23 protein-coding genes and 2 tRNA genes are annotated in these 22820 nt (G+C 67.8%); 12 read left to right on the forward strand and 13 right to left on the reverse strand.

Going from position 1 to position 22820, the window contains the following annotated elements; genetic code table 11:
* Positions 1 to 86 precede the first annotated feature (86 nt).
* The 5 genes from gyrA to SCNU_RS13150 all read left to right on the forward strand — a co-directional run bounded on the left by gyrA (position 87) and on the right by SCNU_RS13150 (position 4950).
* Positions 87 to 2585: a DNA gyrase subunit A gene (gene gyrA / locus SCNU_RS13130; protein WP_009679866.1), complete on the forward strand. Its 2499-nt coding sequence runs from the start codon at positions 87 to 89 to the stop codon at positions 2583 to 2585.
* 52 nt (positions 2586 to 2637) lie between these two features.
* On the forward strand, positions 2638 to 3552 hold the full coding sequence (locus tag SCNU_RS13135; protein WP_040518425.1) for a DUF3566 domain-containing protein: 915 nt from the start codon (positions 2638 to 2640) through the stop codon (positions 3550 to 3552).
* 60 nt (positions 3553 to 3612) lie between these two features.
* Positions 3613 to 3689 (forward strand) — tRNA-Ile (locus SCNU_RS13140).
* Positions 3690 to 3716: 27 nt separating this feature from the next.
* Positions 3717 to 3789, forward strand: a tRNA-Ala gene (locus tag SCNU_RS13145).
* Between the two features lie 249 nt (positions 3790 to 4038).
* The gene (locus SCNU_RS13150) at positions 4039 to 4950 is read left to right on the forward strand and encodes a CE1 family esterase (RefSeq protein ID WP_009679868.1); all 912 of its coding nucleotides are present in this window, start codon (positions 4039 to 4041) and stop codon (positions 4948 to 4950) included.
* A 19-nt stretch (positions 4951 to 4969) separates the two neighbouring features.
* Here the strand turns inward: SCNU_RS13150 and SCNU_RS13155 are convergent, their stop codons facing one another.
* Positions 4970 to 6124 carry an alpha/beta hydrolase gene (locus tag SCNU_RS13155; protein ID WP_050792827.1) on the reverse strand — a complete coding sequence of 385 codons (1155 nt, stop codon included), beginning with the start codon at positions 6122 to 6124 and terminating at the stop codon, positions 4970 to 4972.
* A 236-nt stretch (positions 6125 to 6360) separates the two neighbouring features.
* On the opposite strand from SCNU_RS13155, the gene SCNU_RS13160 reads away from it, so the two are divergent.
* Positions 6361 to 7836: an FAD-dependent oxidoreductase gene (locus tag SCNU_RS13160; protein WP_009679870.1), complete on the forward strand. Its 1476-nt coding sequence runs from the start codon at positions 6361 to 6363 to the stop codon at positions 7834 to 7836.
* A 77-nt stretch (positions 7837 to 7913) separates the two neighbouring features.
* On the opposite strand, the gene SCNU_RS13165 is transcribed toward SCNU_RS13160, so the two are convergent.
* Both SCNU_RS13165 and SCNU_RS13170 read right to left on the reverse strand, forming a co-directional pair.
* Positions 7914 to 8402, reverse strand: a complete 489-nt coding sequence (locus SCNU_RS13165; protein ID WP_009679871.1) for an SRPBCC domain-containing protein — start codon at positions 8400 to 8402, stop codon at positions 7914 to 7916.
* On the reverse strand, positions 8399 to 8734 hold the full coding sequence (locus tag SCNU_RS13170) for an ArsR/SmtB family transcription factor (protein WP_009679872.1): 336 nt from the start codon (positions 8732 to 8734) through the stop codon (positions 8399 to 8401). The genes SCNU_RS13165 and SCNU_RS13170 overlap by 4 nt, the downstream gene beginning before the upstream one ends.
* A 182-nt stretch (positions 8735 to 8916) precedes the next feature.
* On the opposite strand from SCNU_RS13170, the gene SCNU_RS13175 reads away from it, so the two are divergent.
* Both SCNU_RS13175 and SCNU_RS13180 read left to right on the forward strand, forming a co-directional pair.
* Complete coding sequence (locus tag SCNU_RS13175) at positions 8917 to 9249, forward strand: TfoX/Sxy family protein (protein WP_009679873.1); 333 nt, start codon at positions 8917 to 8919, stop codon at positions 9247 to 9249.
* Positions 9250 to 9326: 77 nt separating this feature from the next.
* A complete protein-coding gene (locus SCNU_RS13180) occupies positions 9327 to 10460 on the forward strand; it encodes an alpha/beta hydrolase family protein (protein ID WP_009679874.1) in 1134 nt (377 codons plus the stop codon).
* 33 nt (positions 10461 to 10493) lie between these two features.
* Here the strand turns inward: SCNU_RS13180 and SCNU_RS20875 are convergent, their stop codons facing one another.
* Entirely contained in the window at positions 10494 to 10913 is a 420-nt protein-coding gene (locus SCNU_RS20875; RefSeq protein WP_009679875.1) for a DUF4190 domain-containing protein, read from the reverse strand.
* A 28-nt stretch (positions 10914 to 10941) separates the two neighbouring features.
* Here SCNU_RS20875 and SCNU_RS13190 point away from each other — a divergent pair, with 28 nt between their 5' ends.
* Positions 10942 to 11226, forward strand: coding sequence for a hypothetical protein (locus SCNU_RS13190; protein ID WP_009679876.1), 285 nt, complete (start codon positions 10942 to 10944; stop codon positions 11224 to 11226).
* A 107-nt stretch (positions 11227 to 11333) separates the two neighbouring features.
* On the opposite strand, the gene SCNU_RS20640 is transcribed toward SCNU_RS13190, so the two are convergent.
* Positions 11334 to 11486, reverse strand: coding sequence for a hypothetical protein (locus SCNU_RS20640; RefSeq protein WP_009679877.1), 153 nt, complete (start codon positions 11484 to 11486; stop codon positions 11334 to 11336).
* Positions 11487 to 11554: 68 nt separating this feature from the next.
* Between SCNU_RS20640 and SCNU_RS13195 the strand changes: the two genes are divergently transcribed.
* Together SCNU_RS13195 and SCNU_RS13200 are read left to right on the forward strand one after the other, a co-directional pair.
* Positions 11555 to 12085: a peptidylprolyl isomerase gene (locus SCNU_RS13195; RefSeq protein WP_085948502.1), complete on the forward strand. Its 531-nt coding sequence runs from the start codon at positions 11555 to 11557 to the stop codon at positions 12083 to 12085.
* Between the two features lie 125 nt (positions 12086 to 12210).
* Complete coding sequence (locus SCNU_RS13200; RefSeq protein ID WP_009679879.1) at positions 12211 to 12957, forward strand: rhomboid family intramembrane serine protease; 747 nt, start codon at positions 12211 to 12213, stop codon at positions 12955 to 12957.
* An 18-nt stretch (positions 12958 to 12975) separates the two neighbouring features.
* Here SCNU_RS13200 and SCNU_RS13205 read toward each other — a convergent pair whose 3' ends face one another.
* Complete coding sequence (locus SCNU_RS13205) at positions 12976 to 13398, reverse strand: PH domain-containing protein (RefSeq protein WP_009679880.1); 423 nt, start codon at positions 13396 to 13398, stop codon at positions 12976 to 12978.
* 107 nt (positions 13399 to 13505) lie between these two features.
* Positions 13506 to 13784, reverse strand: coding sequence for a cell division protein CrgA (crgA, locus tag SCNU_RS13210; protein ID WP_006896808.1), 279 nt, complete (start codon positions 13782 to 13784; stop codon positions 13506 to 13508).
* 55 nt (positions 13785 to 13839) lie between these two features.
* Here crgA and SCNU_RS13215 point away from each other — a divergent pair, with 55 nt between their 5' ends.
* Complete coding sequence (locus tag SCNU_RS13215) at positions 13840 to 14499, forward strand: aminodeoxychorismate/anthranilate synthase component II (protein WP_009679881.1); 660 nt, start codon at positions 13840 to 13842, stop codon at positions 14497 to 14499.
* Between the two features lie 103 nt (positions 14500 to 14602).
* Here the strand turns inward: SCNU_RS13215 and pknB are convergent, their stop codons facing one another.
* The 6 genes from pknB to SCNU_RS13245 are packed head-to-tail and all read right to left on the reverse strand — an operon-like array spanning position 14603 to position 22716.
* On the reverse strand, positions 14603 to 16510 hold the full coding sequence (pknB, locus tag SCNU_RS13220) for a Stk1 family PASTA domain-containing Ser/Thr kinase (RefSeq protein WP_009679883.1): 1908 nt from the start codon (positions 16508 to 16510) through the stop codon (positions 14603 to 14605).
* 9 nt (positions 16511 to 16519) lie between these two features.
* A complete protein-coding gene (locus tag SCNU_RS13225) occupies positions 16520 to 17854 on the reverse strand; it encodes a serine/threonine-protein kinase (RefSeq protein WP_009679884.1) in 1335 nt (444 codons plus the stop codon).
* A complete protein-coding gene (locus SCNU_RS13230; RefSeq protein WP_009679885.1) occupies positions 17851 to 19353 on the reverse strand; it encodes a peptidoglycan D,D-transpeptidase FtsI family protein in 1503 nt (500 codons plus the stop codon). The genes SCNU_RS13225 and SCNU_RS13230 overlap by 4 nt, the downstream gene beginning before the upstream one ends.
* Positions 19350 to 20777 (reverse strand): FtsW/RodA/SpoVE family cell cycle protein, encoded by a 1428-nt coding sequence (locus SCNU_RS13235; protein ID WP_085948507.1) that lies wholly within the window; start codon positions 20775 to 20777, stop codon positions 19350 to 19352. The genes SCNU_RS13230 and SCNU_RS13235 overlap by 4 nt, the downstream gene beginning before the upstream one ends.
* On the reverse strand, positions 20774 to 22252 hold the full coding sequence (locus SCNU_RS13240) for a PP2C family protein-serine/threonine phosphatase (protein ID WP_040518426.1): 1479 nt from the start codon (positions 22250 to 22252) through the stop codon (positions 20774 to 20776). The genes SCNU_RS13235 and SCNU_RS13240 overlap by 4 nt, the downstream gene beginning before the upstream one ends.
* Complete coding sequence (locus tag SCNU_RS13245) at positions 22249 to 22716, reverse strand: FHA domain-containing protein FhaB/FipA (protein WP_009679888.1); 468 nt, start codon at positions 22714 to 22716, stop codon at positions 22249 to 22251. Before SCNU_RS13245 ends, SCNU_RS13240 begins: the two co-directional genes overlap by 4 nt.
* Between the last annotated feature and the right edge of the window lie 104 nt (positions 22717 to 22820).

Raw genomic sequence — 22820 nt, forward strand, 5'->3', positions numbered from 1 at the left:
CACACCGACTTCGATTCCGCGGATCCCGGCTCGCCGGTGACCGCACCGAATGCCAGTACGCGGCGTGAGCCGCAGGAAAGTGATTCATGAGCGACGAAACTGATCTGCCAGAGAACAACGGCGGTGACCGCATCGAGCCCGTCGACCTCGGGCAGGAGATGCAGAACAGCTACATCGACTACGCCATGAGCGTCATCGTCGGTCGCGCGCTGCCCGAGGTCCGGGACGGACTCAAGCCGGTGCACCGCCGACTGCTCTATGCGTCGTTCGATGCGGGTTTCCGTCCGGAGCGCGGTTACGTGAAGTCCGCGCGCCCGGTGTCGGAGACGATGGGTAACTACCATCCCCACGGCGACAGCTCGATCTACGATGCGCTCGTCCGCCTCGCTCAGCCGTGGTCGATGCGCTACCCGCTGATCGACGGTCAGGGCAACTTCGGTTCCCGCGGCAACGACGGCGCGGCCGCCATGCGTTACACCGAGGCGCGGCTCACCCCGCTGGCCATGGAGATGCTGCGCGACATCACCGAGGAGACCGTCGACTTCGTCCCGAACTACGACGGCAAGACGCAGGAGCCGACGGTGCTGCCGTCGCGCATCCCGAATCTGCTCATCAACGGTTCGGGGGGCATCGCGGTCGGCATGGCGACCAACATTCCACCGCACAACCTGAATGAGGTCGCCGACGCGGTCTTCTGGGCGCTGGAGAACCCGGAGGCCGACGAGGAGACCACGCTCGCGGCGTGCATGGAGGTCGTCAAGGGACCGGACTTCCCGACGGCAGCGCTGATCGTCGGCAGCCAGGGCATCCGCGACGCCTACATGACCGGCCGCGGCAGCATCCGGATGCGTTCGGTGGTCGACATCGAAGAGGTCAAGGGCACCACCCAGCTCATCGTCACCGAGCTGCCCTACCAGGTGAACCCCGACAACCTGATCAGCTCGATCGCCGAGCAGGTCAACGACGGCAAACTCAAGGGCATCAGCAAGATCGAGGATCAGTCCTCCGATCGCGCCGGCCTGCGGATCGTCATCACCCTGCGCCGTGACGGCGTCGCCCGCGTGGTGCTGAACAACCTGTACAAGCACAGTCAGCTGCAGACCAACTTCGGCGCCAACATGCTGTCGATCGTCGACGGTGTGCCGCGCACCCTGCGCCTGGACCAGATGATCCGCTACTACGTCGCTCACCAGATCGACGTGATCATCCGACGCACCCGGTACCGGCTGCGCAAGGCTGAGGAGCGCGCGCACATTCTGCGCGGCCTGGTCAAGGCGCTCGACGCCCTCGACGAGGTCATCGCCCTCATCCGCGCGTCGGCGAACACCGAGGCGGCGCGAACCGGGCTGATGGATCTGCTCGACATCGACGAGATCCAGGCGGACGCCATCCTGGCGATGCAGCTGCGTCGACTGTCGGCTCTCGAGCGCCAGAAGATCATCGACGAGCTGGCCGAGATCGAGCGCGAGATCGCCGATCTGAAGGACATCCTCGAGCGTCCCGAGCGCCAGCGGGCGATCGTCCGTGACGAGCTCAAGGAGGTCGTCGACAAGTACGGCGACGACCGCCGGACCAGGATCATCCCCGCCGAGGGCGATGTGACCGACGAGGACCTGATCGCCCGCGAGGACGTCGTCGTCACGATCACCGAGACCGGCTACGCCAAGCGCACCAAGACCGACCTCTACCGCAGCCAGAAGCGCGGCGGCAAGGGCGTCCAGGGCGCGGGACTGAAGCAGGACGACATCGTCGCCCACTTCTTCGTGTCCAGCACGCACGACTGGCTGCTGTTCTTCACCACCAAGGGCCGGGTGTACCGCGCCAAGGCGTACGAGCTGCCCGAGGCGAACCGGACCGCGCGCGGTCAGCACGTCGCGAACCTGCTGGCCTTCCAGCCGGAGGAGCGTATCGCGCAGGTCATCCGGATCTCCGGCTACGAGGACGCGCCGTACCTGGTGCTGGCCACCCGCAACGGTCTGGTGAAGAAGTCGAAGCTCGACGCGTTCGACTCCAACCGATCGGGCGGCATCGCGGCGATCAACCTCCGCGGCGACGACGAGCTCGTCGGTGCGCGCCTGTGCAGCGCGGACGACGATCTGCTGCTGGTCTCCAAGAAGGGCCAGTCGATCCGTTTCACCGCGGACGACGAGACGCTACGGCCGATGGGCCGTCAGACCTCGGGTGTCCAGGGCATGCGCTTCAACGACGACGACGAGCTGCTCAGCCTCACCGTCGTCCGCCCGGACACGTTCCTGCTGGTCGCGACGTCGGGCGGTTACGCCAAGCGGACCGATATCGAGGAATACTCCGCGCAGGGCCGCGGCGGCAAGGGCGTGCTGACCATTCAGCACGATCCGAAGCGCGGCGACCTCGTCGGTGCGCTGGTCGTCGACATCGACAGCGAGATCTACGCCATCACCTCCGGTGGCGGCGTCATCCGCACCAAGGCCAAGCAGGTCCGAAAGGCCGGCAGGCAGACCAAGGGCGTGCGCCTGATGAATCTGTCCGACGGCGACAACCTGATCGCGATCGCCCGTAACGCGGACGAGCCCGATGAGGACGAGGGCGCGGCAGACGACAACTAGCCGGGATGAGCGGTTAGGGTTTGGGTAGCACCCGTTCAGTGAGGAATCGCCTGTGAGCACACCGAATCAGCCGGACGACGCGTTTGTCGAACGCGGGGTAATGACCCCGCCGTGGAAGCGCGGAGAGAACACCGCCGCCACCGGGCTGACCGCTGGGGACTTGGCCAAGGCCGCCGGCAACGTCGACGACGATCGAGCCGGCGGTCCGCCGCCCCGCGGAGTGGTCTCGGGCGGTTCCGCCCGTCCGGAACAGGACGCGCCTGGGTCGTCGGGCCCGATGCCCGTCGTCAACGCGCAGCAGGATCGTCCGCAGCCGGGCGGCGGCCTTTCCGGTCCGGCGCCCAAGCCGCCGCAGCAGCCCGTCACGCCGCCCGCGGCCGGTTCGACTGCTCCGGCGTCGAAGCCGTCCGTGCCCGCGGCTCCCGCAGCACCGGCCAAGCCCGAGCCGTTCGTCGAATCGGCGACCCGGAACATTCCACGCGAGGCGCTCGCGTCGAAGGACGAGCTGCCAGATCTCGACTCCATTCACCAAACCGAGCAGGCGAAGGAGCAGGCGCTGGCGCGGGCATCGAGCCAGACCATCCCGGCTCGCTCGGTCGGTACGCCGTTGCGCGCCGCTGTCCAGATCCGGCGCGTCGACCCGTGGTCGGTGTTCAAGGTCTCCGGTGTGCTGTCCGTCGCCGGCTTCTTCATCTGGATGATCGCCGTGGCGATTCTGTACGGAATCATGGGCGGAATGGGGATCTGGGATCAGATCAACAGCTCGTTCGGCACCCTCGTCAGCTCCGACGGCAGCACCAGCGGCCAGGATCTGATCAGTGGTGGCCAGGTGTTCATGTTCAGCGCGCTGTTCGGCATCGTCGCTGCGATCCTTCTCACAGCTCTGTCGACGATCTCGGCGTACATCTACAACGTGTGCGCCGACATGGTCGGTGGTGTCGAGGTCACGCTCGCTGATCTCGATTAGCTCGCTGACCAGCCGTTTTGGAGATGTATCCGTGTTCGGGTAATCTTCATTCTCGGTCAAGGGCCTATAGCTCAGGCGGTTAGAGCGCTTCGCTGATAACGAAGAGGTCGGAGGTTCAAGTCCTCCTAGGCCCACCATAATTTCACCGTCCGGTCACCCGGCACGGGGCCTTAGCTCAGTTGGTAGAGCGCTGCCTTTGCAAGGCAGATGTCAGGAGTTCGAATCTCCTAGGCTCCACAGTCAGTCAGACAGAAGACCCGGTAGTCGAGTATCGACTACCGGGCCTTCTGCTTTGTGCGACGGTATCGGTGGTGCGGGTGCGCCCCTGCATTTCATGCAGGCAGTGCGGCCCGCGCGTCGGGTTGAAGAGTGTGGAGTGCTCTCAGGGTCGACGAACCGGCGGCGCCGACTCCTGAAACCTCCCGCCATCCGTGGTTCGATGGCGACTGTCATCGAACGGGGAGAGGTGCAATTGTGCACGGAAGAATGCTTGCGGTCGGACTGGCCATTGCGGGGCTCGTGACCGTCGGAGTCGCATCGCCGGCGACCGCGGCGCCACCACGGGTGATCGAAGCCCAGGCCTCCGGCACGATCACTACCGGAAGCCTCACCAACGCTGCGGGTACGCGCAGCTACCAGACGTACAGCCCGCGGAGGGCGCAGCCGAATAGGCCGCTCTTCGTCTGGCTCCACGGGGCGAGCAAGGTCGACGAGGGAGATCCACAGGACCTGCGTCGCACCAGCACGCTGCTGCTGGAAGCCGACCGGCGCGGGTACTCGGTTGTGGCGCCCATGCAGTCGCTGCGCGTCGACCCCGCGGGAACCTGGCAACCGCAGAACCCGAACAACGAGATGCGCGGGCGAGGCGAACCGTCGATCATCGCCGACATCGTGAGGCGCGCGATCCGTGATCTGCACGCCGATCCGGCACGGGTCTACATCGTCGGCCACTCCGCGGGCGGCGCGACGACGCAGACTGTCGCCGCGCTGTACTCGGAACTGTTCGCCGGCGTGGCCACGAGTGCAGGCATCCCGTACCTCGCCGACCCGACCGGACTCGCGATCCGCGTGGCTCGCCGGGGACGACCGCTTCCGACGTTCATCGTTCAGGGCACGAAGGACTCCGTCACCCCGCCGGTGCTCGGGCAGATCGGCCTGTCCGCCGCGATGAACTCCAACGGCATCGCGGGCAGCCGGCCGTGGTCGTCTACGACCGTTCCAGCGTCGCAGACGGATCCGTACCGGACGGTGCTCACGCGCTACGGGCACGGTCGGACCGAGGTCGACTACGCCGAGGTCGTCGGTGCCGAGCACTGGACCGGTCCCGGCGGTGTCACCGTCAACGGCCGGGCACTCGATCGGCGATTGATCGACTTCCTGCTGTCGAAGCATCGCTGAGCGCGGGGAACCGGCCGCGTCAGAGGGTGTCGGCGGTCTCCGTCGGGATCGTCGGGTCCTGACCGGGCACGGCGGTCGGCGACGGTCGGACGTCCGCAGCCCGGTTCGCCTTCGCCAACTCTCGGATCGATGTGAACACCCGCTTCGCGGATTCGGCCCACGGCATCAGGATCGGGAAGACGTGGAACATCCCAGGCTCCTCCATCGCGCGCAGGTTCACCCCGCCTTCGCGGAGACGGTCGGCGAACTCCCGGATCCCGTCGCGGAACATCTCCTCGCCGCCCCAGCAGACGAAGGTGGGAGGAAACCACGCCGGATCGGGGTGGCTGTAGACCGCGGAGACGTGCTCGTCGTTCGGTTGCACGCCCCGGAGATAGAACGTGACCGGGATGTTCCAGGGCAGGACGTCGTTCGAGGCGTTGTCCACGATGGAGTCCTGGGACAGGTCGAGGTCGATCTCGGGCGAGAAGAGGACCGCCGCCCGAGGTTTCGGCATCTCCTGTTCGTGCAGGTAAACGAGGAGAGACGTGGTGAGACCGCCGCCGCCCGAGTCGCCGGCGACGATGATGTCGTCGGCCGGGATCCCCATCTCCATGAGGCCGCGGTACGCGTCCGCGGCGTCGTGCAGTGCCGCAGGGAAGGGGAACTCCGGCGCCATGCGGTAGTCGGGGATGAAGACCTGGCATCCGGTGAGACGGACGAGGGCCGCGGCGAACATCAGGTACATGTTGGGGGTGGTGCCGAAGTAGCCGCCGCCGTGCAGGTACAGGATGGTTTTGTCGAGGGCCTCGTGCTCGAACTCGGGGTCCCGCACCCCGGCCTTCTCCCGGCACCAGACGCCTTCCTGGCCACCGACGACGTCGTCCTCGATCTCCACGCCGCCGAAGTATCCGACGACCGGCGGCAGGACGGCGCCGCAGATCGTGTCCAGAATCTTCTCCATCGACCGGAAGTCCTCGATGGGCAGGCTGACGGAGTAGCCGAGGAATGATCGGACCGTCGCCCGGGTCACCGACTGGCCGATGTTGTCGAGGATTCCGCCAGGCCCCTTGAACGGTTGACTGAAGGGCACCCGCGCGAGCCCGTTGAGCATGTTGTCGACCAGGCCGACCACCGTCAGGGCGGTGTTCGGTCCGGATGCTGTCTTCACGCCTTCGCGGTCTGCCATCACCATGGGGATCAGGATAGTGAAGGTCCGGTGCCGCGCAGGACAGTCGCCGCCGACACTGTCCCGGATCGCCCCGGCAGACGGCGCATCGGCGATCTTCGACGTCGACCCGAGGATTCGTGCTCGATGTCGTGTCTCCCGGCGATCGACCCGCCAGTGTTCCACTGATCGGGAAGAGGGGGAGCGCATCGGCGCTGTGCAGCGGGATTGTGGTCTGTCTAACACTCCTGAGAGGACCGCATATGTCTGAAGCCGCCCCGATCCGTCCCATTCCCGCAGATCAGGTGGGGGAATGGGCCTACGAAGCCGACGTCGTCGTCGCCGGATTCGGTGTCGCGGGTGCCGCCGCGGCGGTCGGCGCGGCGCAGTCCGGTGCCGACGTGCTCGTTCTCGAGCGCACCGGCGGTTGGGGCGGCGCCGCGGCGATGGCCGGCGGGTTCATCTACATGGGCGGCGGTACGCCGGTGCAGAAGGCCTGCGGCTTCGAGGACTCCGTCGACGACATGAAGGCGTTCATGAAGGCCGCGCTGGGACCCGGCACCGACGACGCCAAGATCGACGTCTACTGCGAGGGCAGCGTCGACCACTATCACTGGCTCGCCGACGAGTGCGGCGTGCCGTTCAAGATGAGCTTCTGGGGAGAGCCCGGCTGGGAACCGCCGGCCGACGACGGCCTGCAGTACAGCGGCGGCGAGAACTCCGCGCCCTTCAGTACGACCATCCGCCCCGCACCCCGCGGACACATCCCGCAGATGCAGAACAAGCGTGAGTCGGCGGAACGGGGTGGCGGCTACATGCTGATGAAGCCGCTGACCGACAAGGCAGCCGAACTCGGGGTGCGGTCGGAGTACGACATGCGGGTTCAGGCCCTGATCGTCGACGCCGACGGACGGGTCGTCGGCCTGCGCGCCAAGCAGTACGGCAAGGATGTCGATGTCCGGGCCCGTCGCGGCGTGGTGCTGGCCACCGGCAGCTTCGCCTACAACAACCAGATGCTCGAGTCGTTCGCGCCGAAGATGGTGAACCGGCCGGCCGCGTCGATCGAGGAGCACGACGGCCGCGCGATCCAGATGGCGCAGGCGATCGGCGCCGATCTGGCGCACATGGATGCCGCGGAGGTCGCCTATTTCTGCGACCCGCAGCTGTTCACCCGCGGAATCCTGGTCAACGGCCGCGGGCAGCGCTACATCAACGAGGACACCTATCCGGGTCGCGTCGGGCAGGCGACGCTGTACGAGAACCAGAATCAGAGCTTCGTGGTGATCGACGAGGCCGCGTATGAGGAAGGTGCGTCGCGCCCCACCGCCACTCCGGAGCTGCGGCATCGTCCGACGTGGGTGGCCGAGACCGTCGAGGAGCTCGAAGCGGAGATGGGTCTGCCGGCGGGCGCGCTGCAGAGCACGGTCGAGGTCTACAACCGCCACGCCGAGCAGGGGGTCGATCCGCTGTTCGGAAAGAAGGCCGAATGGGTCAAGCCGATCGGCACCCCGATCGCCGCCATCGACATGCGGGGCCTCACCGGCGGCTTCACCCTGGGCGGTCTCCGGACCAGCGTGGATTCCGAGGTCCTGCACGTGACGGGTGATCCCATCCCCGGACTGTTCGCCGCCGGACGATGCACGGCAGGTGTCTGCGCGGGCGGCTACGCCTCGGGCGCTTCACTAGGCGACGGCAGCTTCTTCGGACGACGAGCGGGCATCAGCGCGGCGAAGAACTGAGGTAGTGACCGGAGCGTCCCCGTGAGCGGCGCTCGTGGACACATGGTCCACGAGCTCGCCTCACGGGGACGCCTGGGTCATACGCCCGACGCGGTGCGCTCGGCCAGGTCCGCGAGCGCCGCAGTCACCGCGCCCCAGCCGTCGAAGAACCCGAGTTCCTCGTGCCGTTCACGCTCGGCCGGGTTCGCGTGACGGACGACGGCCCGGTACGCGGTGCCGTCGGGATGCTCGCCGAAGGAGATCTCGGCGGCCATCGCGACCGGCGCCGGCGATGCGGGCCGCCACTGACTGGTGATCGCGTTGCTGAAAACCAGACGTTCGCCCGGCTCGACGACGAGGAACACCGCGTCGTTGTGCGGCACGTAGACGTCGCCGTCGTCGCTCATCCGCGTGACGAAGCCGCCGCCGGGGCGTACGTCCAGCAGGTCGACGCGGGTCCGGGTCGGTGCCGGGGTCCACCACTGTTCCAGGAGGTCGGGATCGGTCCATGCGCGCCAGACGGCGTCGCGGGGTGCGCGGATGACGCGCTCCACGGTCAGGTCGAGATCGGGGTCGAAAGCGGTCATGACTGCTCCTTGGTCGTGGCGACGATCCGCTCGAGGCGGTCGGTGCGGTTCTCCCAGATGTCGCGCTGTTCGGCGAGCCAGTCGTCGAGCAGCGCCAGGCGTTCGCGATTCAGCGTGCAGGTCCGGACCCGGCCGGTCTTCGCCGTGCGAATCAGGCCGCTCGACTCGAGCGTGCGCACGTGCTTCATGAACGACGGCATCGTCATCGGAAAGGTGCCTGCCAATTCACTGACGCCGGCGGGTCCCCGTCCGAGTCGGACGACCACTTGGCGACGGGTGGGGTCGGCGAGTGCGACGAGCACCTCGTCGAGCTCCTCCGAATACTTAGCCATAGAGCTAAGTATTCCACCGCGGGGAACACGCCGCAACGACGCCGTCCCAGGAGTGTGCCTGCACGTTCCGATCCCTCGTGGACTGATGGACGGGCGAGGACACGTGGCGGATGATGCGAGGTGCGCCGCAAGCGCTCGCGGATGCGAACGCGTCGGGCAGCACTTCCGGATAGGAGCGGGTCATGGCGTCCTCGATGCAAGCAGAGCTCGTCGATCGACTGCGTGCGCTCTTCGACGCGGCTTTCACCCGTGAGGTCTCGATGTTCGGCGGGTTGGCGTTCATGGTCGACCAGAAGCTCGTGGTGAGCGCACGGAGGGCCGGGGATCTGCTGGTACGGATTCCGAAGGAGCGATTCGACGAGCTGACGTCGCTGCCGGGAGTGTCCGAGGCCGTGATGGGGCGAGACCGGGTGATGGGCCGGAACTGGGTCGCCGTCAGCGCGAAGGCGGTCGCCGCCGACGCCGATCTCTCGCGCTGGGTCGAGATCGCCCGTAGCTCGGCTTCCGGCCACTGACCCGAATCGGATATCGGCCGAACGTCCGACGGCTAGAGTTTGATCGGCAGATCGACTGTGGGAACGGATGGTTGACGATGACTTCGACGCGGTGGACGGTATCCCGGATCGGGGCGGCCGCGGCCGCGTTCCTTGTACTCCTCGCCGGGCTCGCCCTGATACCGGCCACCGCGACGGCGGCTCCGGCCGGATCGGTCATCGACGTCGTCGCTCGTCCCGCCGGATGGCGCGGCCTGGAGAACGGCCGCGCGCTCGACTATTGGACGCAGGATCCGGAGGGGAAGCCGGTGCCGACTAGCGGTGCGCTGTTCGTGCCTGCAGGCACCGCGCCGAAGGGCGGGTGGCCGGTGGTCGCCTACACCCACGGCACCTCGGGTTACGGTCCGGGATGCGGCGGTCAGAGCGGCGCGGACGCCAAGGCGAACCGGTACATCACCCGACTGGTGGACTCGGGTTATGCGGTTGTCGCGACCGACTACGTCGGTCTCGGCCGATTCGACACCGGCGTGCACCCGTACCTGAACATCCGCAGCGAAGCGACCGCCACCATCGACATGCTGCGCGCCGCGCGCAGCGTGGAGCCGTCACTGTCGAATCGATGGGCCGTGACCGGCGACTCGCAGGGCGGACAGGCCGCTCTCGCGACCGCTCATCTGCAACGGAGCTACGGTCCGCGGACTGATTTCCGGGGCACGGTGTCGCTCGACCCGGAGTCGGACGTCGAGAAGATCATGCCGTTTCTGGGACCGTACATTCCGTCGTTGCCCGCCCCGCTGAACGGCACCTACAACTTCCTGCTCGCGATCCTGGCGGGACTGCGCCAGGCGGATCCGGCGGTGAACGTGAACTCCTACCTGACGCCGCTCGGCAAGTCGCTGGTCGATCAGGTGGGCCAGACCTGCGGCGGACCGAAGGTGGACCCGAACCTGGCGTTCGGCTCGCTGCTGTCGCGGCCGCTCGGCACGCAGCCGATGTCGTCTGCGCTCATGCGGTACATGGCGGTGCCGGTGTCCGGATACGACGCACCGATCCTGCTCCTGCTGAACACCCTGGACACAACCGTCCCGTCGCCGCTGCACGCGAAGCTGGCCGCAGATTTCGCGCTCAACGGCGTGGACTACCGGATGGTGATCGGCAACGGCTCACACACCGACATGGATGCCGCACAGTGGGCTGCGTTCGATCAGTTCTTCGCCGCGCACCTCAAGTGAGGCGACGCCAGGTCCACAGAGACGCGCCGGTCGTCAGATCAGGATCCAGAGGTAAGCCAGGATGCCGAGGACCAGGAACGCGACCCACAGCCAACCGATGATGATCGCCCCGGTGGCGAACTCGCGCCCCATCTGATGCGTCTTGTCGATGGTGCGGCGGGTCTTGTAACCCAGCCAGATGCCGACCGGTGACAACAGGCCGATCGCAGAGAGCACGAACGCGATGACGGCGTTCCAGTTCATCTCGTCAGCGGTTCCGCCGGCGGTTGCGCGCGAGGCCGAGGCAGTAGTCACGGGCTGGGAGTCCTTCTTCGAGGAGGGCTGGGTGCTCGCCGGTGGTCGGCCGGTGGGAGCCGGTCCGCCGGACGCGGGACGATTCGCGGCCTGGTCGGGGACGGCCGAGTAGGCGAGCGACGGCTCGCCCCGCGCGCCGTCGGTCGGCGTTCCGGACACCGGTGCAGCGGGTGGCGGCGGACCCGGTTTGCCGGTCGGAGGCTGGACGGGGAAGGTCGGCGCCGCGGCGTTCGGCTTGCCCGGCTGGGCCGGCCCCGGCCGACTCGGCGGCGGCGGTCCGGCGGGCGCGCGTTGCTGCTTCGGTGCGACGGATCCGGGTGCCGGTGCGGTGCCGGGCCTGGTCGGGGCGCCGGCGGCGGGTGTTCCGGGATTCGGTCGAGGGGGCATGGGCGGCGGCGGTCCCGGCGGTGCTGGGCGCGGCGGCGGCGCTGTGCTGGGCGCGGAGGGCGCCTTCTCCCACGGCGCGGGCTGACGACCCGCCTGCGGGGACGGGTGCGCCGAACCCTGCCCGGGAGCGGGTTGCGGATTCTGCTCGCGCGAATCGTCGGAAGTCACGATCTACAAAATACCTGTCGGACGTCAGTCGGCGCTGCTGCCGCGCACGTCCTCTATGCGGGGGACGGTCGGCGAGACCGGAGGATGCTCGGTTCGCGCCCGGCGGAGGACCACCACGACGGCGGTCAGCACCAGGACGAGCGTGGACGCGACGGCGACCAGGAGTTTGTTCGGCATTCCACCAGCGTGCCAGGTTGCACCCGGTGCACGCCACTGGCGGTCGTCGGTCGGAGTGACGTGGTTTCATGGAGGTTGTGAGTGAGCAGAACAAGACCGCGACCCTGCACACCAATCGCGGCGACATCGTCATCGAACTCTTCCCGAACCACGCGCCGGTCACCGTCGAGAACTTCGTCGGCCTGGCAGACGGTTCCAAGGAGTACTCCACCACCAACGCCAAGGGCGAGGCCAGCGGTCCGTTCTACGACGGCGCCGTCTTCCACCGCGTCATCAACGGCTTCATGATCCAGGGCGGCGACCCGACCGGCACCGGTCGCGGCGGCCCCGGCTACCAGTTCAAGGACGAGTTCCACCCGGAGCTCCAGTTCGACCGCCCGTACCTGCTGGCCATGGCGAACGCCGGCCCGGGCACCAACGGCTCGCAGTTCTTCATCACCGTCGGCGCGACCCCGCACCTGAACCGTCGCCACACCATCTTCGGTGAGGTCAAGGATTCGGCGTCGCAGGCGGTCGTCGACGCGATCGCCACCACCGCGACCGACCGCATGGATCGTCCGGTCGACGCCGTCGTGATCGAGAGCGTCGAGCTCAGCTGATCTTGACCCAGACCTGTTACCGGCATCCCGACCGCCCGACAGCGCTGTCCTGCACACGCTGCGGGCGGTCGGCTTGTCCGGACTGCTTACGCCCCGCGTCGGTCGGCCAGCACTGCGTCGACTGCGTGAACGACGCGACGTCCTCCGCCCGCGTCCAGACGACCGCGCCGGTGGTCGACGCCGCTGCCGCGCGACGTCAGCCGGTGGTGACGTACGCGCTGATCGGGATCAACCTGCTCGCGTTCGTCGCGGTGGTGCTGCAGGCGGGCGGCGTCGCGAGCCTGCTGCAACGCTCCACGATCATGCAGCAGGGCACGCTGATCACCGGCCTGGGATTCCAGGACGAGTACTGGCGACTCCTGACGTCGGGATTCCTGCACTGGTCGGTGGTGCACATCGCGATGAACATGATCTCGCTGTACCTGATCGGTGCCGATCTGGAGCGAGTCCTCGGTCCGGTCCGCTACCTCGCCGTCTACCTGATCGGGCTGCTCGGCGGCAGCGCCGCCGTGATGGCGCTGGGCTCGGAGAACGTCGCGACCGCGGGCGCCTCGGGCGCCGTCTACGGCCTGCTCGGCGCGCTGCTGATCGTGGTGATCCGACTCAAACTGCCCGCGACGACGCTCATCACGGTCATCGTGCTGAACGTTGTGCTGTCGCTCAGCATCCCGGGCATCTCCATCTGGGCCCACTTCGGCGGGTTCGTCTTCGGCGCCGCGAGCGCCGCCGCGATCATCTGGCTGCCGGAGAAGGTGCTGGCACCGGAGAAGCGCACGTACGGCCGAGTGACGAAGGTCGGCTGGTACGGCCTCGGCGCCTTGTTCGTGATCGCCCTCGCGATCGGGATCGGTTTCGCGTCGGCCCTCGGCTGACGCGCGGAACCCGGCCGGTCAGTCCACCGACGCCGGCAGGCCTGCGGCGCGGAGTCTCTCGGCGACCGCCGTCGGCTCCTCGCCGAGGTCCCAGCGGCCGAATACCAGCAGGCGGTCGTCGGGCAGGTCGATCACCAGTTGACGACTGCGTCCGACGAGCCGCCGACTCGTGAGCACCGACACCCGCTCCAAGTCGTCGACGCCGAGGTCGACGAGGCCACGGACGGTCTTCACGCGCAGGGTCGGGCCGTCGAGGAGTACGAGGCGGGGTCGTCGCAGGAGTGAGACGACCCCCGAGACGATCAGCGCGGCGGCGGCGATTCCGATGAAGACCATCGCGGCCGGTTCCGTGTACGACGCTGCTGCCGCGGCGCAGAGGGCAACCCCGCCTCCGATCAACGCGAGCGCGGCGGGCAGCGGCGTCGCCCATTGTTCATGCACAGCCAAGTCGGGCTTATCCACAGGAATTATCCACAGTGGGGATGAATAACACACATGTCATTACCGCAAAGGGGACAGTGACCTGGTCTTTCGTCGCGGAACGGATGTCAGCGCCATCCCATGGTCATCAACAGGCCGACCACCATGAAGCCGAAACCGATCAACATGTTCCACGGACCGAGGCTCGTCATCCAGTCCAGTGCGGAGTACTTCGCGGTCGACGCACCGAGGTAGTAGACCATCAGCCACACGAGGCCGATCAGCATCAGGCCGAACATGACGATCTGGTACCAGAGGCCGGACGGACCCGCCTTCACCTTCACCGGAGTGCGGCTCGCGGTATTGATGGTGTAGTCGGTCTTCTTCCGGACTTTTGACTTAGGCATATGTCTACGGTAACTGAGTCGAAGCCCAGGTGGGGAACCCGTTAACCTGGACGACGTGCGCATCCTCGTCATCGACAACTACGACAGCTTCGTCTACAACCTGGTCCAGTACTTGGGCCAGCTCGGAGTGGAAGCCGTGGTCTGGCGCAACGACGATGAGCAGCTTGCAGACCTGGAGAAGGTCGTCACAGATTTCGACGGAATCCTCCTGAGTCCGGGACCGGGGACGCCCGATCGTGCCGGCGCCACCGAGCCGATCATCCCGATCGCCGCGGCCGCGGGGACGCCGATTCTCGGCGTCTGCCTCGGGCACCAGGCCATCGGTGAGGCGTTCGGAGCGACGGTCACACGTGCGCCGGAACTGCTCCACGGGAAGACCTCACTCGTCAGCCACGACGGAACCGGCGTGCTGGCAGGTCTGCCGCAACCGTTCGTCGCGACCCGATACCACTCGCTGACCGTCGCGCCGGAGACCGTCCCCGATGAGATCGAGGTGATCGGTCGCACCGACACGGGCATCGTGATGGCGATGCGCCATCGCGAGCTGCCGATCCACGGTGTGCAGTTCCATCCGGAGAGCGTCCTCACCGAGGGCGGTCACCGCATGCTGGCCAACTGGCTCCGGGTGTGCGGTCTCGAAGTGCCCGAGTCCACGGTCGCGGAACTCGAATCGCAGATGGCGAAGGCACTCTCCGGGGGGCAGAGCGCGTCGTAGACCGCGCCGGTGTACGCGAGGGTGCGGTCGGTGCCGAGGAAGCCTCCGCCCATTCGGTTCATGGTGTAGGAGAAGGTGACTGCGCCGCATCCCCGCGGCGAGCTCAGCCCGGAATGAGGCTGGCCCGCCCGACCACCACGGACACCGTCGCGTCCTTGCGCAGCTTGCTGCCGGCGGGCGGCGACTGGGCGATCACCTTGCCGTCGTCCTTGCTCGCCAGCCCCACACCGCGCTCACTCGAGCTGAGGGTGTTGGGCTGCCAACCGGCGTCCTCGAGGGCCTTCTGCGCGTCTTCGAGGCTCTTACCGCGCAGATCGGGCACGATGAACATGTTGCCGCGCGAGATCTGCACCTGAATGGTGCTGCCGACTTCGACCGTGGCTCCGGGATTCGGCGACGTGCTCACCACCTGGCCTGCGGGCAGTTCGGAGTCGACCTGGACGGTCGTCATCTCCAGCTGCAGCTGATCGAGCGTCTTGCGAGCCTGATCGCTGGTCTGTCCGCGCAGGTCGGGAAGGGTGACCTCCTTCGGTCCGGTGCCGATGTACAGGATCACCGCGGCGTTCACCGCCGCCGGGATCCCGGTGCGCGGGTTGGTGCGGACCACCTTGTCCTTGAGCGCGACCGTGGACTCGGCCTCCTGCGTCTTCACATCGTTGAAGCCGAGCACGTTGAGGGCCTTCGTGGCCTCGTCGGCGGTCCGGCCGCGCAGGTCGGGGATCTGCTGGCGCTGCGGGCCCGACGAGATGTACAGGGTCACCTCGGAGCCCTTGGGGGTCGGCACATCGTCGCCCGGTGCGGTGCGGGTCGCGAGCCCCCTGGCGATGTCGGCGCTGGCCTCCTGGCTCTGCTTCACCGTGAAGCCCGCCTGTTCGAGATTGGCCTGCGCGGCGTCGGCGGCGAGCCCGGCGACCTTCGGTACGGCGATCAGCGGAGCGGTGGTCTTCCACGGCGACCACGCGAACAGGCCGATCAACAGCACGATGACGGCCGCGATCGCGATGGTCACCTGAACGCGGCGTCGACGCAGGAAGCCATTTCCGTCGCTCGGCGGTTCCTCTTCGTCGCCGCCGTCGCCCCGGCTCGGCAACGACTCGTTGCGGACGGCCAGACGCGGTGAATCGATGAGGGCGGTCTGCTCCTCGTCAGTCAACAGCATCGGCGCCGACGGCTTGCCGCCTGCGAGCACCTTGATGAGGTCGGCTCGGAACTCGGCCGCGGTCTGGTACCGGTTGGCCGGGTTCTTGCTCATCGCCTTCATGATCACCGAGTCGAGCTCGGGTGTGATCTCCGGACGGATCGACGACGGGCGCCGCGGGTCCTCGTGGACGTGCTGATGCGCGACGGCGATGGGCGAGTCGCCGGTGAACGGCGGTTCGCCGGTGACGAGTTCGAACAGGACGCAGCCCATCGAGTAGATGTCGCTGCGGGGATCGACCTTGATGCCGCGAGCCTGCTCGGGCGAGAGGTACTGGGCGGTGCCCATCACCGCCGATGTCTGCGTCATGGTCGCCGACGTGTCGTCCATCGCCCGGGCGATGCCGAAGTCCATCACCTTCACCGCGCCGGTGCGGTCGATCATCACGTTCGCCGGCTTCATGTCGCGGTGCACGATGTTGTTGCGGTGCGAGAAGTCCATGGCGGCCGCGACGTCGGCCATCCAGGTCATCGCCTGCTTCTGCGCGATGTGTCCGGATGAGCGGAGCACGTCGCGCAGGGTCTCGCCCTCGACGTACTCCATGACGATGAACGGCAGCGGACCCTCGTCGGTGTCCGCCTCGCCGGTGTCGAAGACCTGCACGATGCTCGGGTGGTTGAGCTTCGCCGCGTTCTGCGCCTCGCGGCGGAACCGCAGGTAGAACGTGGGATCACGAGCCAGGTCGGCGCGCAGCACCTTGATGGCGACGTCGCGGTGCAGCAACAGGTCGCGGGCGAACTGGACCTCCGACATGCCGCCGAATCCGAGCGTCTCGCCGAGCTCGTACCGTTCGGACAGGTAATGCGGATCCATCACCGTCGATCACCCCCCGCCGCCGGGCAGGCCCGGAATCGTGATCGGCGGGAACAGCGGCGGACGCGTGGTCTCGCTCGGCGTCTCCTCGATCGATGTGGTGGTCTCCTCCGAGGTCGTGGGCTCCTCGGTGGTCGTCGTCGGCGACTCGGTCGTCGTCTCACGAGTGCGGGTCGGCTGCTCGTAGGTGGTGGTCGGTTCCTCGACCGTCGTCGTGGTGGTGTGCGTCGGCGTCGGCGCGACCGGCGTGCGGGGACTGGACGTGAGCCAGTAGGCGACGAGTGCGATCGCGGCCAACAGCAGCAGTGCGGCGACGGCCGTCAGGACCTTGTGCGTCGTGCTCCAACCGCCGTCGTCGACCGGTGTGGCGGCGGTCGACGGTGCGGTGCGGGGCGGCTGAGACTGCGTTTGGGCGGATGTCATCGCCCGGGTCGAGGAGTACGGGGCGGCCGCGGCAGCCGCGGCGACGCCCGCGGCACCGAGAGCGGTTCGCGGGACGGGGGGCCGGTTGCCCGCGCGCACCGCGGCGACGGCGTCGGCGAACTCGCCGCCCGTCGCGTAGCGCTGCGCCGGATCCTTCGAGAGGGTGATCTCGATCAGCTCGCGCACCGGTGCCGGAATGGACTGCGGAAGCGCCGGCGGCGGTTCCTGGATGTGCTTCATCGCGACCGTGATCGCGCCGTCGCCGAGGAACGGCCGCCGCCCGGTCAACGCCTCGTAGCCGACGACGCCCAGCGAGTACACGTCCGAGGCCGCGGTGGCCTCGCCGCCCGTCGCCTGCTCGGGCGAGATGTACTGCGCGGTGCCCATGACCATGCCGGTCTGGGTCACGGGCGCGGCGTCGGTCGCCTTCGCGATGCCGAAGTCGGTGATCTTGACCTGCCCCGTCGGGGTGATCAGGATGTTGCCGGGTTTGACGTCCCGGTGCACGAGGCCCGCGGTGTGCGCGGCCTGCAGCGCCCGCCCGGTCTGCTCGAGCATGTCCAGGGTGTGCGGCAGCGACAGCTGTCCCATCCGGGAGATCACCGAGTTGAGCGGCTCCCCGTCGACCAGTTCCATCACCAGGTAGGCCAGCGGGTCACCGCCGTTGCGGTCCGGCGTCTCGCCGTAGTCGAAGACGTTCGCGATGCCGGGATCGTTCAGTCGAGCCGTCGTCTGGGCCTCGGTGCGGAATCGGCCCAAGAACTCGGAGTCGTTAGAGTACTCGGCCTTGAGCACCTTGACCGCCACCCGGCGGCCGAGGCGCGTGTCCAGCGCTTCCCAGACCTGGCCCATGCCACCCGTGGCGATCAACCGGACCAGTCGGTACCGGTCGGCGATGATGGTGCCGTTCTGCAGGCTCATCGAGCACCTCCCGCGTAAGCGTTCATGACAGCGCGTCCGATCGGGGCCGCTGCGAGGCCGCCGTACGAATTCTGTCCCCTATTGCCGTTTTCAATGATGACCGCGACCGCGATTCGCGCGTTCGAACTCGGCGAGAACGCGATGTACCACGCGTACGGCGTCTCGCCGCCCTCCGAAGTGTCCGAATGTTCGGCGGTTCCGGTCTTGGATGCGATGCCTGCCTGGGCGTTCGCGGTGTTCTGCTCCGACTTCACCATCATGTCCGTGATCTGGTCGGCCTGGTCCGCGGTCAGCGGACGGTTGAACGCCGAGGGTGCGGTGGTCGAGATGGTGCGCAGGTCGGCGGTCTGCAGCTTGTCGACCACGTACGGGCGCATGCGCACGCCGCCGTTGGCGACGGTCGCGGCGATCTCCGCGTTCTCGAGCACGGTCAGCCGCACGTCGCGCTGGCCGATGGCCGACTGAGCGAGGGCGGCCTTGTCGTTGCCGATGTCCCCGACGGTCGACTTCGCGACGTCCATCGGGATGCCCGGAGGGTCCTCGCCGACGCCGAACTGCTTGGCCGTCGAGGTGAACTCCTCCGATGCGTTGCCGGGGACCTTCTCGGTCATCAGCTGCGCGAACGCGGTGTTGCACGAGTACTCGAATGCCTGTGTCAGGCTCACCGTGCCGTTCGTCGAGCCCGGGCAGGTGCTGCCGCTGTCGTTGGAGAGCGTCGCGGTGCTGTCGGGCAGCTGGATCTGGGACGCCGCGGTGAGGCGCACGTCGGGCGTGAGGCCGGCTTTCAGGGCCGTCGCGGTGGTGACCACCTTGAACGTCGACCCGGGCGGATACAGGGCGTCGATGGCACGGTTGGTCATCGGGTCCCCATTGTCCTCGGCGTTGTACTTCTCCCAGGCCTTCTCCGCCTGACCGAAGTCCTGGGTGGCGAGCGCGTTGGGGTCGTAGCTCGGCGTCGACGCCATGGCCAGGATCTTGCCCGTGCTCGGCTCCAGTGCGACGACCGCGCCGCGGCACGGGCCGTCGCAGCCCGCGTTGGTCAGCTCGCGGTAGGCCACGCGCTGCAGATTCGGGTCGATCGTCGTCACGACGTTGCCGCCGCGCGGGTCGCGACCGGAGAACATGTCCATGAAACGCTGCGTGAACAGGCGGTCGTCGTTGCCGTTCAGGATCGAGTCCTCCGCGTACTCGATCCCGCGGTCGGCGCGGTAGACGAACGAGAAATACCCGGTGACCGGCGAGAACGCCTTGGGGTCGGTGGGGTAGCGACGCAGGTACTTGAACCGGTTGTCGGTCGGGATCGACTCGGCGAGCACCGTGCCGTCCGCGGCGACGATCACCCCGCGCTGGCGGGCGTACTCGTCGAGGAGGACACGCGAGTTCCGAGTGTCGGAGCGGAGCTTGTCGGCCTTGAAGACCTGGACGTACGTGGCGTTCGCCAGCAGCGCGACCACCATGATGATGCAGGCCAACGCGACCTTCTGGATCGGGCGGTTCACTGTTTACGCACCACCCGCGTGGACATCGCGTCGACGGAGTTGGGCGTCCGGGGTTTCGGCACGTCCGGCTCGCGCGAGGCGTTCGAGACGCGGATCAGCAGTGCGAGCAGGATGTAGTTCGCCAGCAGCGACGAGCCGCCGTAAGCGAGGAAGGGCGTCGTCAGTCCGGTCAGCGGAATCAGTTTGGAGACGCCGCCGAGCACCACGAACACCTGGAACACGATGGTGAAGCTGAGGCCGGCGGCCAGGAGCTTGCCGAAGCTGTCGCGGACCGCGATCGCGGCGCGGAGTCCGCGGATCGTGACGATCAGATAGAGCATCAGGATCGCGGCGATTCCGGCGAGGCCGAGTTCCTCACCGAACGAGGTCAGGATGAAGTCGGTGTTCGCGAACGGGACGATGTTCGGTCGACCGGAGCCCAGTCCGGTGCCGAACATGCCGCCGGTGGCGAACCCGAACAGGCTCTGGGCGATCTGGTAGCCGTACGTGTCGTACTGCGCGAACGGGTCCTGCCAGATCGAGACGCGGACCCGGAGATGCTCGAACAGTTGGTACGCCACCGTCGCGCCCAGCGCGAACAGCGTGACGCCGAGCATCAGCCAGCTCACGCGGGATGTCGCGATGTACAGCATCGTCAGGACCGTCGCGAAGATCAGCAGGGGGGTGCCGAGGTCGTTCTCCAGCGCCAGGACACCGATCGCGATCAGCCAGGCGGCGAGCAGTGGACCGAGATCGCGGAGCCGCGGGAAGTCGATTCCGGCGAACTGCTTGCCCGCCGTGGTGAACAGGTCTCGCCGCGACACCAGGAAGGCCGCGCTGAAGATGATGATGAGGATCTTCGAGAACTCGCCCGGCTGGATGCTGAACCCGGGGAGGATGATCCAGTTCCGGGACCCGTTGACCTCGGCCATCGAGGCGGGCAGGATCGCCGGAATCGCCAGGAAGATCAGACCGCTGACGCCGAGGGTGTACGCGTAGCGCGAGAGCGTGCGGTGGTCGCGCACGAGCATCAGGGTCAGACTGAACGCGATGATGCCGAGGACCAGCCACAGCAGCTGTTGATCGGCGTTGTGCGTCACCTCGTCGGCTTTGACCACCTCGTCGTGGCGAGACGACCCGAGGTCGAGCCGGTGGATCATCACCAGCCCGAGACCGTTCAGCAGTGCGACGCACGGCAGCAGGAGCGGATCCGCGTACGGGGCGAACCGGCGGATCGACAGGTGCGCGACGCCGAAGAGCACGACGTATGCGGCCAGGTACTTCACCAGATCCCAGCTGAGCGTCTGATCTTGGGCGGCCTGCACGGTGAGCAGTGCGGCGAAGACGACGAAGACCGCGAATGAGAGCAGCCACAGCTCAGTGGTGCGCCCCGCGCTCTTCGGTGCCGGCGCCGCTGGCGCGTGAACGGGAGGGGCCGACGTCATCCGTCGCTCCGACATGTGGGATGACCGTCGGCGCCGACGGTCGGGACCGGAGCCGGAGCCGGGGTCGACTTGGCCGAGGTACCCGGCTGGGGCGCCTCGGTGGGCTTGGGCGTCTCGGGCCTGGGTTCGCCCGGCCGGGCGGTCTCGCCCTTGGTCTCACCGGGCTTCGGCGTGGGTTCGGTGGCCTCCGGCTTCGGGCACTTCGGCAGGAACTCCAGCCCGCGCACCCGGTCGCGAGTGCTCTCGAGCGAATTGTTCTTGATGCTGTTCGAGGTCACGGCGCTGCGGCCGATGCCGGTCAGGTCGTCGACCTTCATCGGTGTGCACGACGCGGTGGAGTCGACGCCCTGGAAGCTGACGGTCGGGGAGTCGACGCTGAGGTCGTCGACGCAGACCCGCTCCTTCGGCTCCTCCAGGTTGAAGAACAGCAGGGGGTCCGGGCTGCCGGAGTAGATCTCGACGTTGCCGTCGACGGCCGTGACGAACGTGCTGGCCATGACCTTCGACCGCACGACGAAGACACCGGTCACCGCGAGCCCGATGATCGCCAGCAACACGATGATGAGCACCGGCCACCGCCAGCTGGACTTCTTGGCGGGTTCGGGCTCGACCGCATGGATCGTGGGTCGGGCCGGAGCGGCGGCCGGGGGACGTAGCGCCGCGGCACGACCGGCCGCGGTCGCCGGATTCGGAACGTAGCCGGCCGCGTCGTCGTCGCCTGCCGCACCGCCGACGATGGGCGTGGAGTCGCCGTACTCGTCGTCGACGACGTCGGCCACCACGACCGTCACATTGTCGGGTCCGCCGCTGCGCAGGGCGAGTTCGATCAGGCGGTCCGCACAGGCTTTGTGGTCCTCGATGGACCCGAGCGTGTCGGCGAGCGTCTCCTCGCTCACCACGTCCGACAACCCGTCGCTGCAGAGCAGGTAGCGGTCGCCGGCGCGGGCTTCGCGCATGATCAGGGTCGGCTCCACCTCCTGCCCGGTGAGCGCACGCATGATCAGCGACCGCTGCGGGTGGCTGTGGGCCTGCTCGGGGGTGATGCGGCCCTCGTCGACCAGGCTCTGGACGAAGGTGTCGTCGCGGGTGATCTGAGTGAGCCGGCCGTCGCGGTACAGATAGCCGCGCGAATCGCCGACGTGGCACAGGCCGATGCGGCTGCCCGCGAACAGAATGGCGGTCAGGGTGGTGCCCATCCCGTCGAGTTCGGGCTGTCGGGCTACCTGCTCGGCGATGGCGTGATTGCCGTCGGCGGTCGCGCGCTCGAGAGCGGCGAGGAGGTCGCCGCCGGGCTCGTCGTTGTCGAGGGGACGCAGCGCCTGGATCACCAGTTGGCTGGCCACTTCGCCCGCGGCGTGTCCGCCCATGCCGTCGGCCAGCGCCAGCAGTCGAGCGCCGGCGTAGACCGAGTCTTCGTTGTTCGAGCGGACCAGTCCGCGGTCGCTCCGCGCGATGTAGCGCAGCACAAGGGTCACGGGCGTAGCTCAATCACGGTCTTGCCGATCCGGATCGGGGTGTTGATCGGGGCTCGGACGGCGGTGGTCACCTTGGAACGGTCGAGATAGGTCCCGTTCGTCGACCCGAGGTCTTCGACGTACCAGTCGTCGCCCCGGGGCGAGAGGCGCGCGTGCCGTTCGGAGGCGTAGTCGTCGGTGAGGACGAGGGTTGAGTCGTCAGCCCGTCCGATCAGCACCGGCTGCGTGCCGAGCGTGATCCGGGTGTTGGCGAGCGCGCCGGCCGTCACGACCAGATATCGGGCCGTGCCGCGGGATCGTGCGGCACGCTGTTTCCGCTCGGCTCGGCCGGAGGTGCGCGGCATCCGGGCGCCGCCGCCCGCGGCGGCGAGGTCGGAGCGCATCGCACGGATGATGGCGTACACGAAAAGCCAGAGCAGGATGAGGAATCCGAATCGGATCACCTGCAGCAGGATGCCCTGCATCTACTCCCATCACCTCCCTCAAAGACGGGCATCCGGTTCGACGTGCCCCCGGAGTGCATTCAGCGGTCGGGTGACCGGAGGTCACCCGATGAGCATCTTATGCG

This window comes from Gordonia neofelifaecis NRRL B-59395 (assembly GCF_000192435.1).
In the GTDB taxonomy this organism is placed as follows: Bacteria; Actinomycetota; Actinomycetes; order Mycobacteriales; family Mycobacteriaceae; genus Gordonia; species Gordonia neofelifaecis.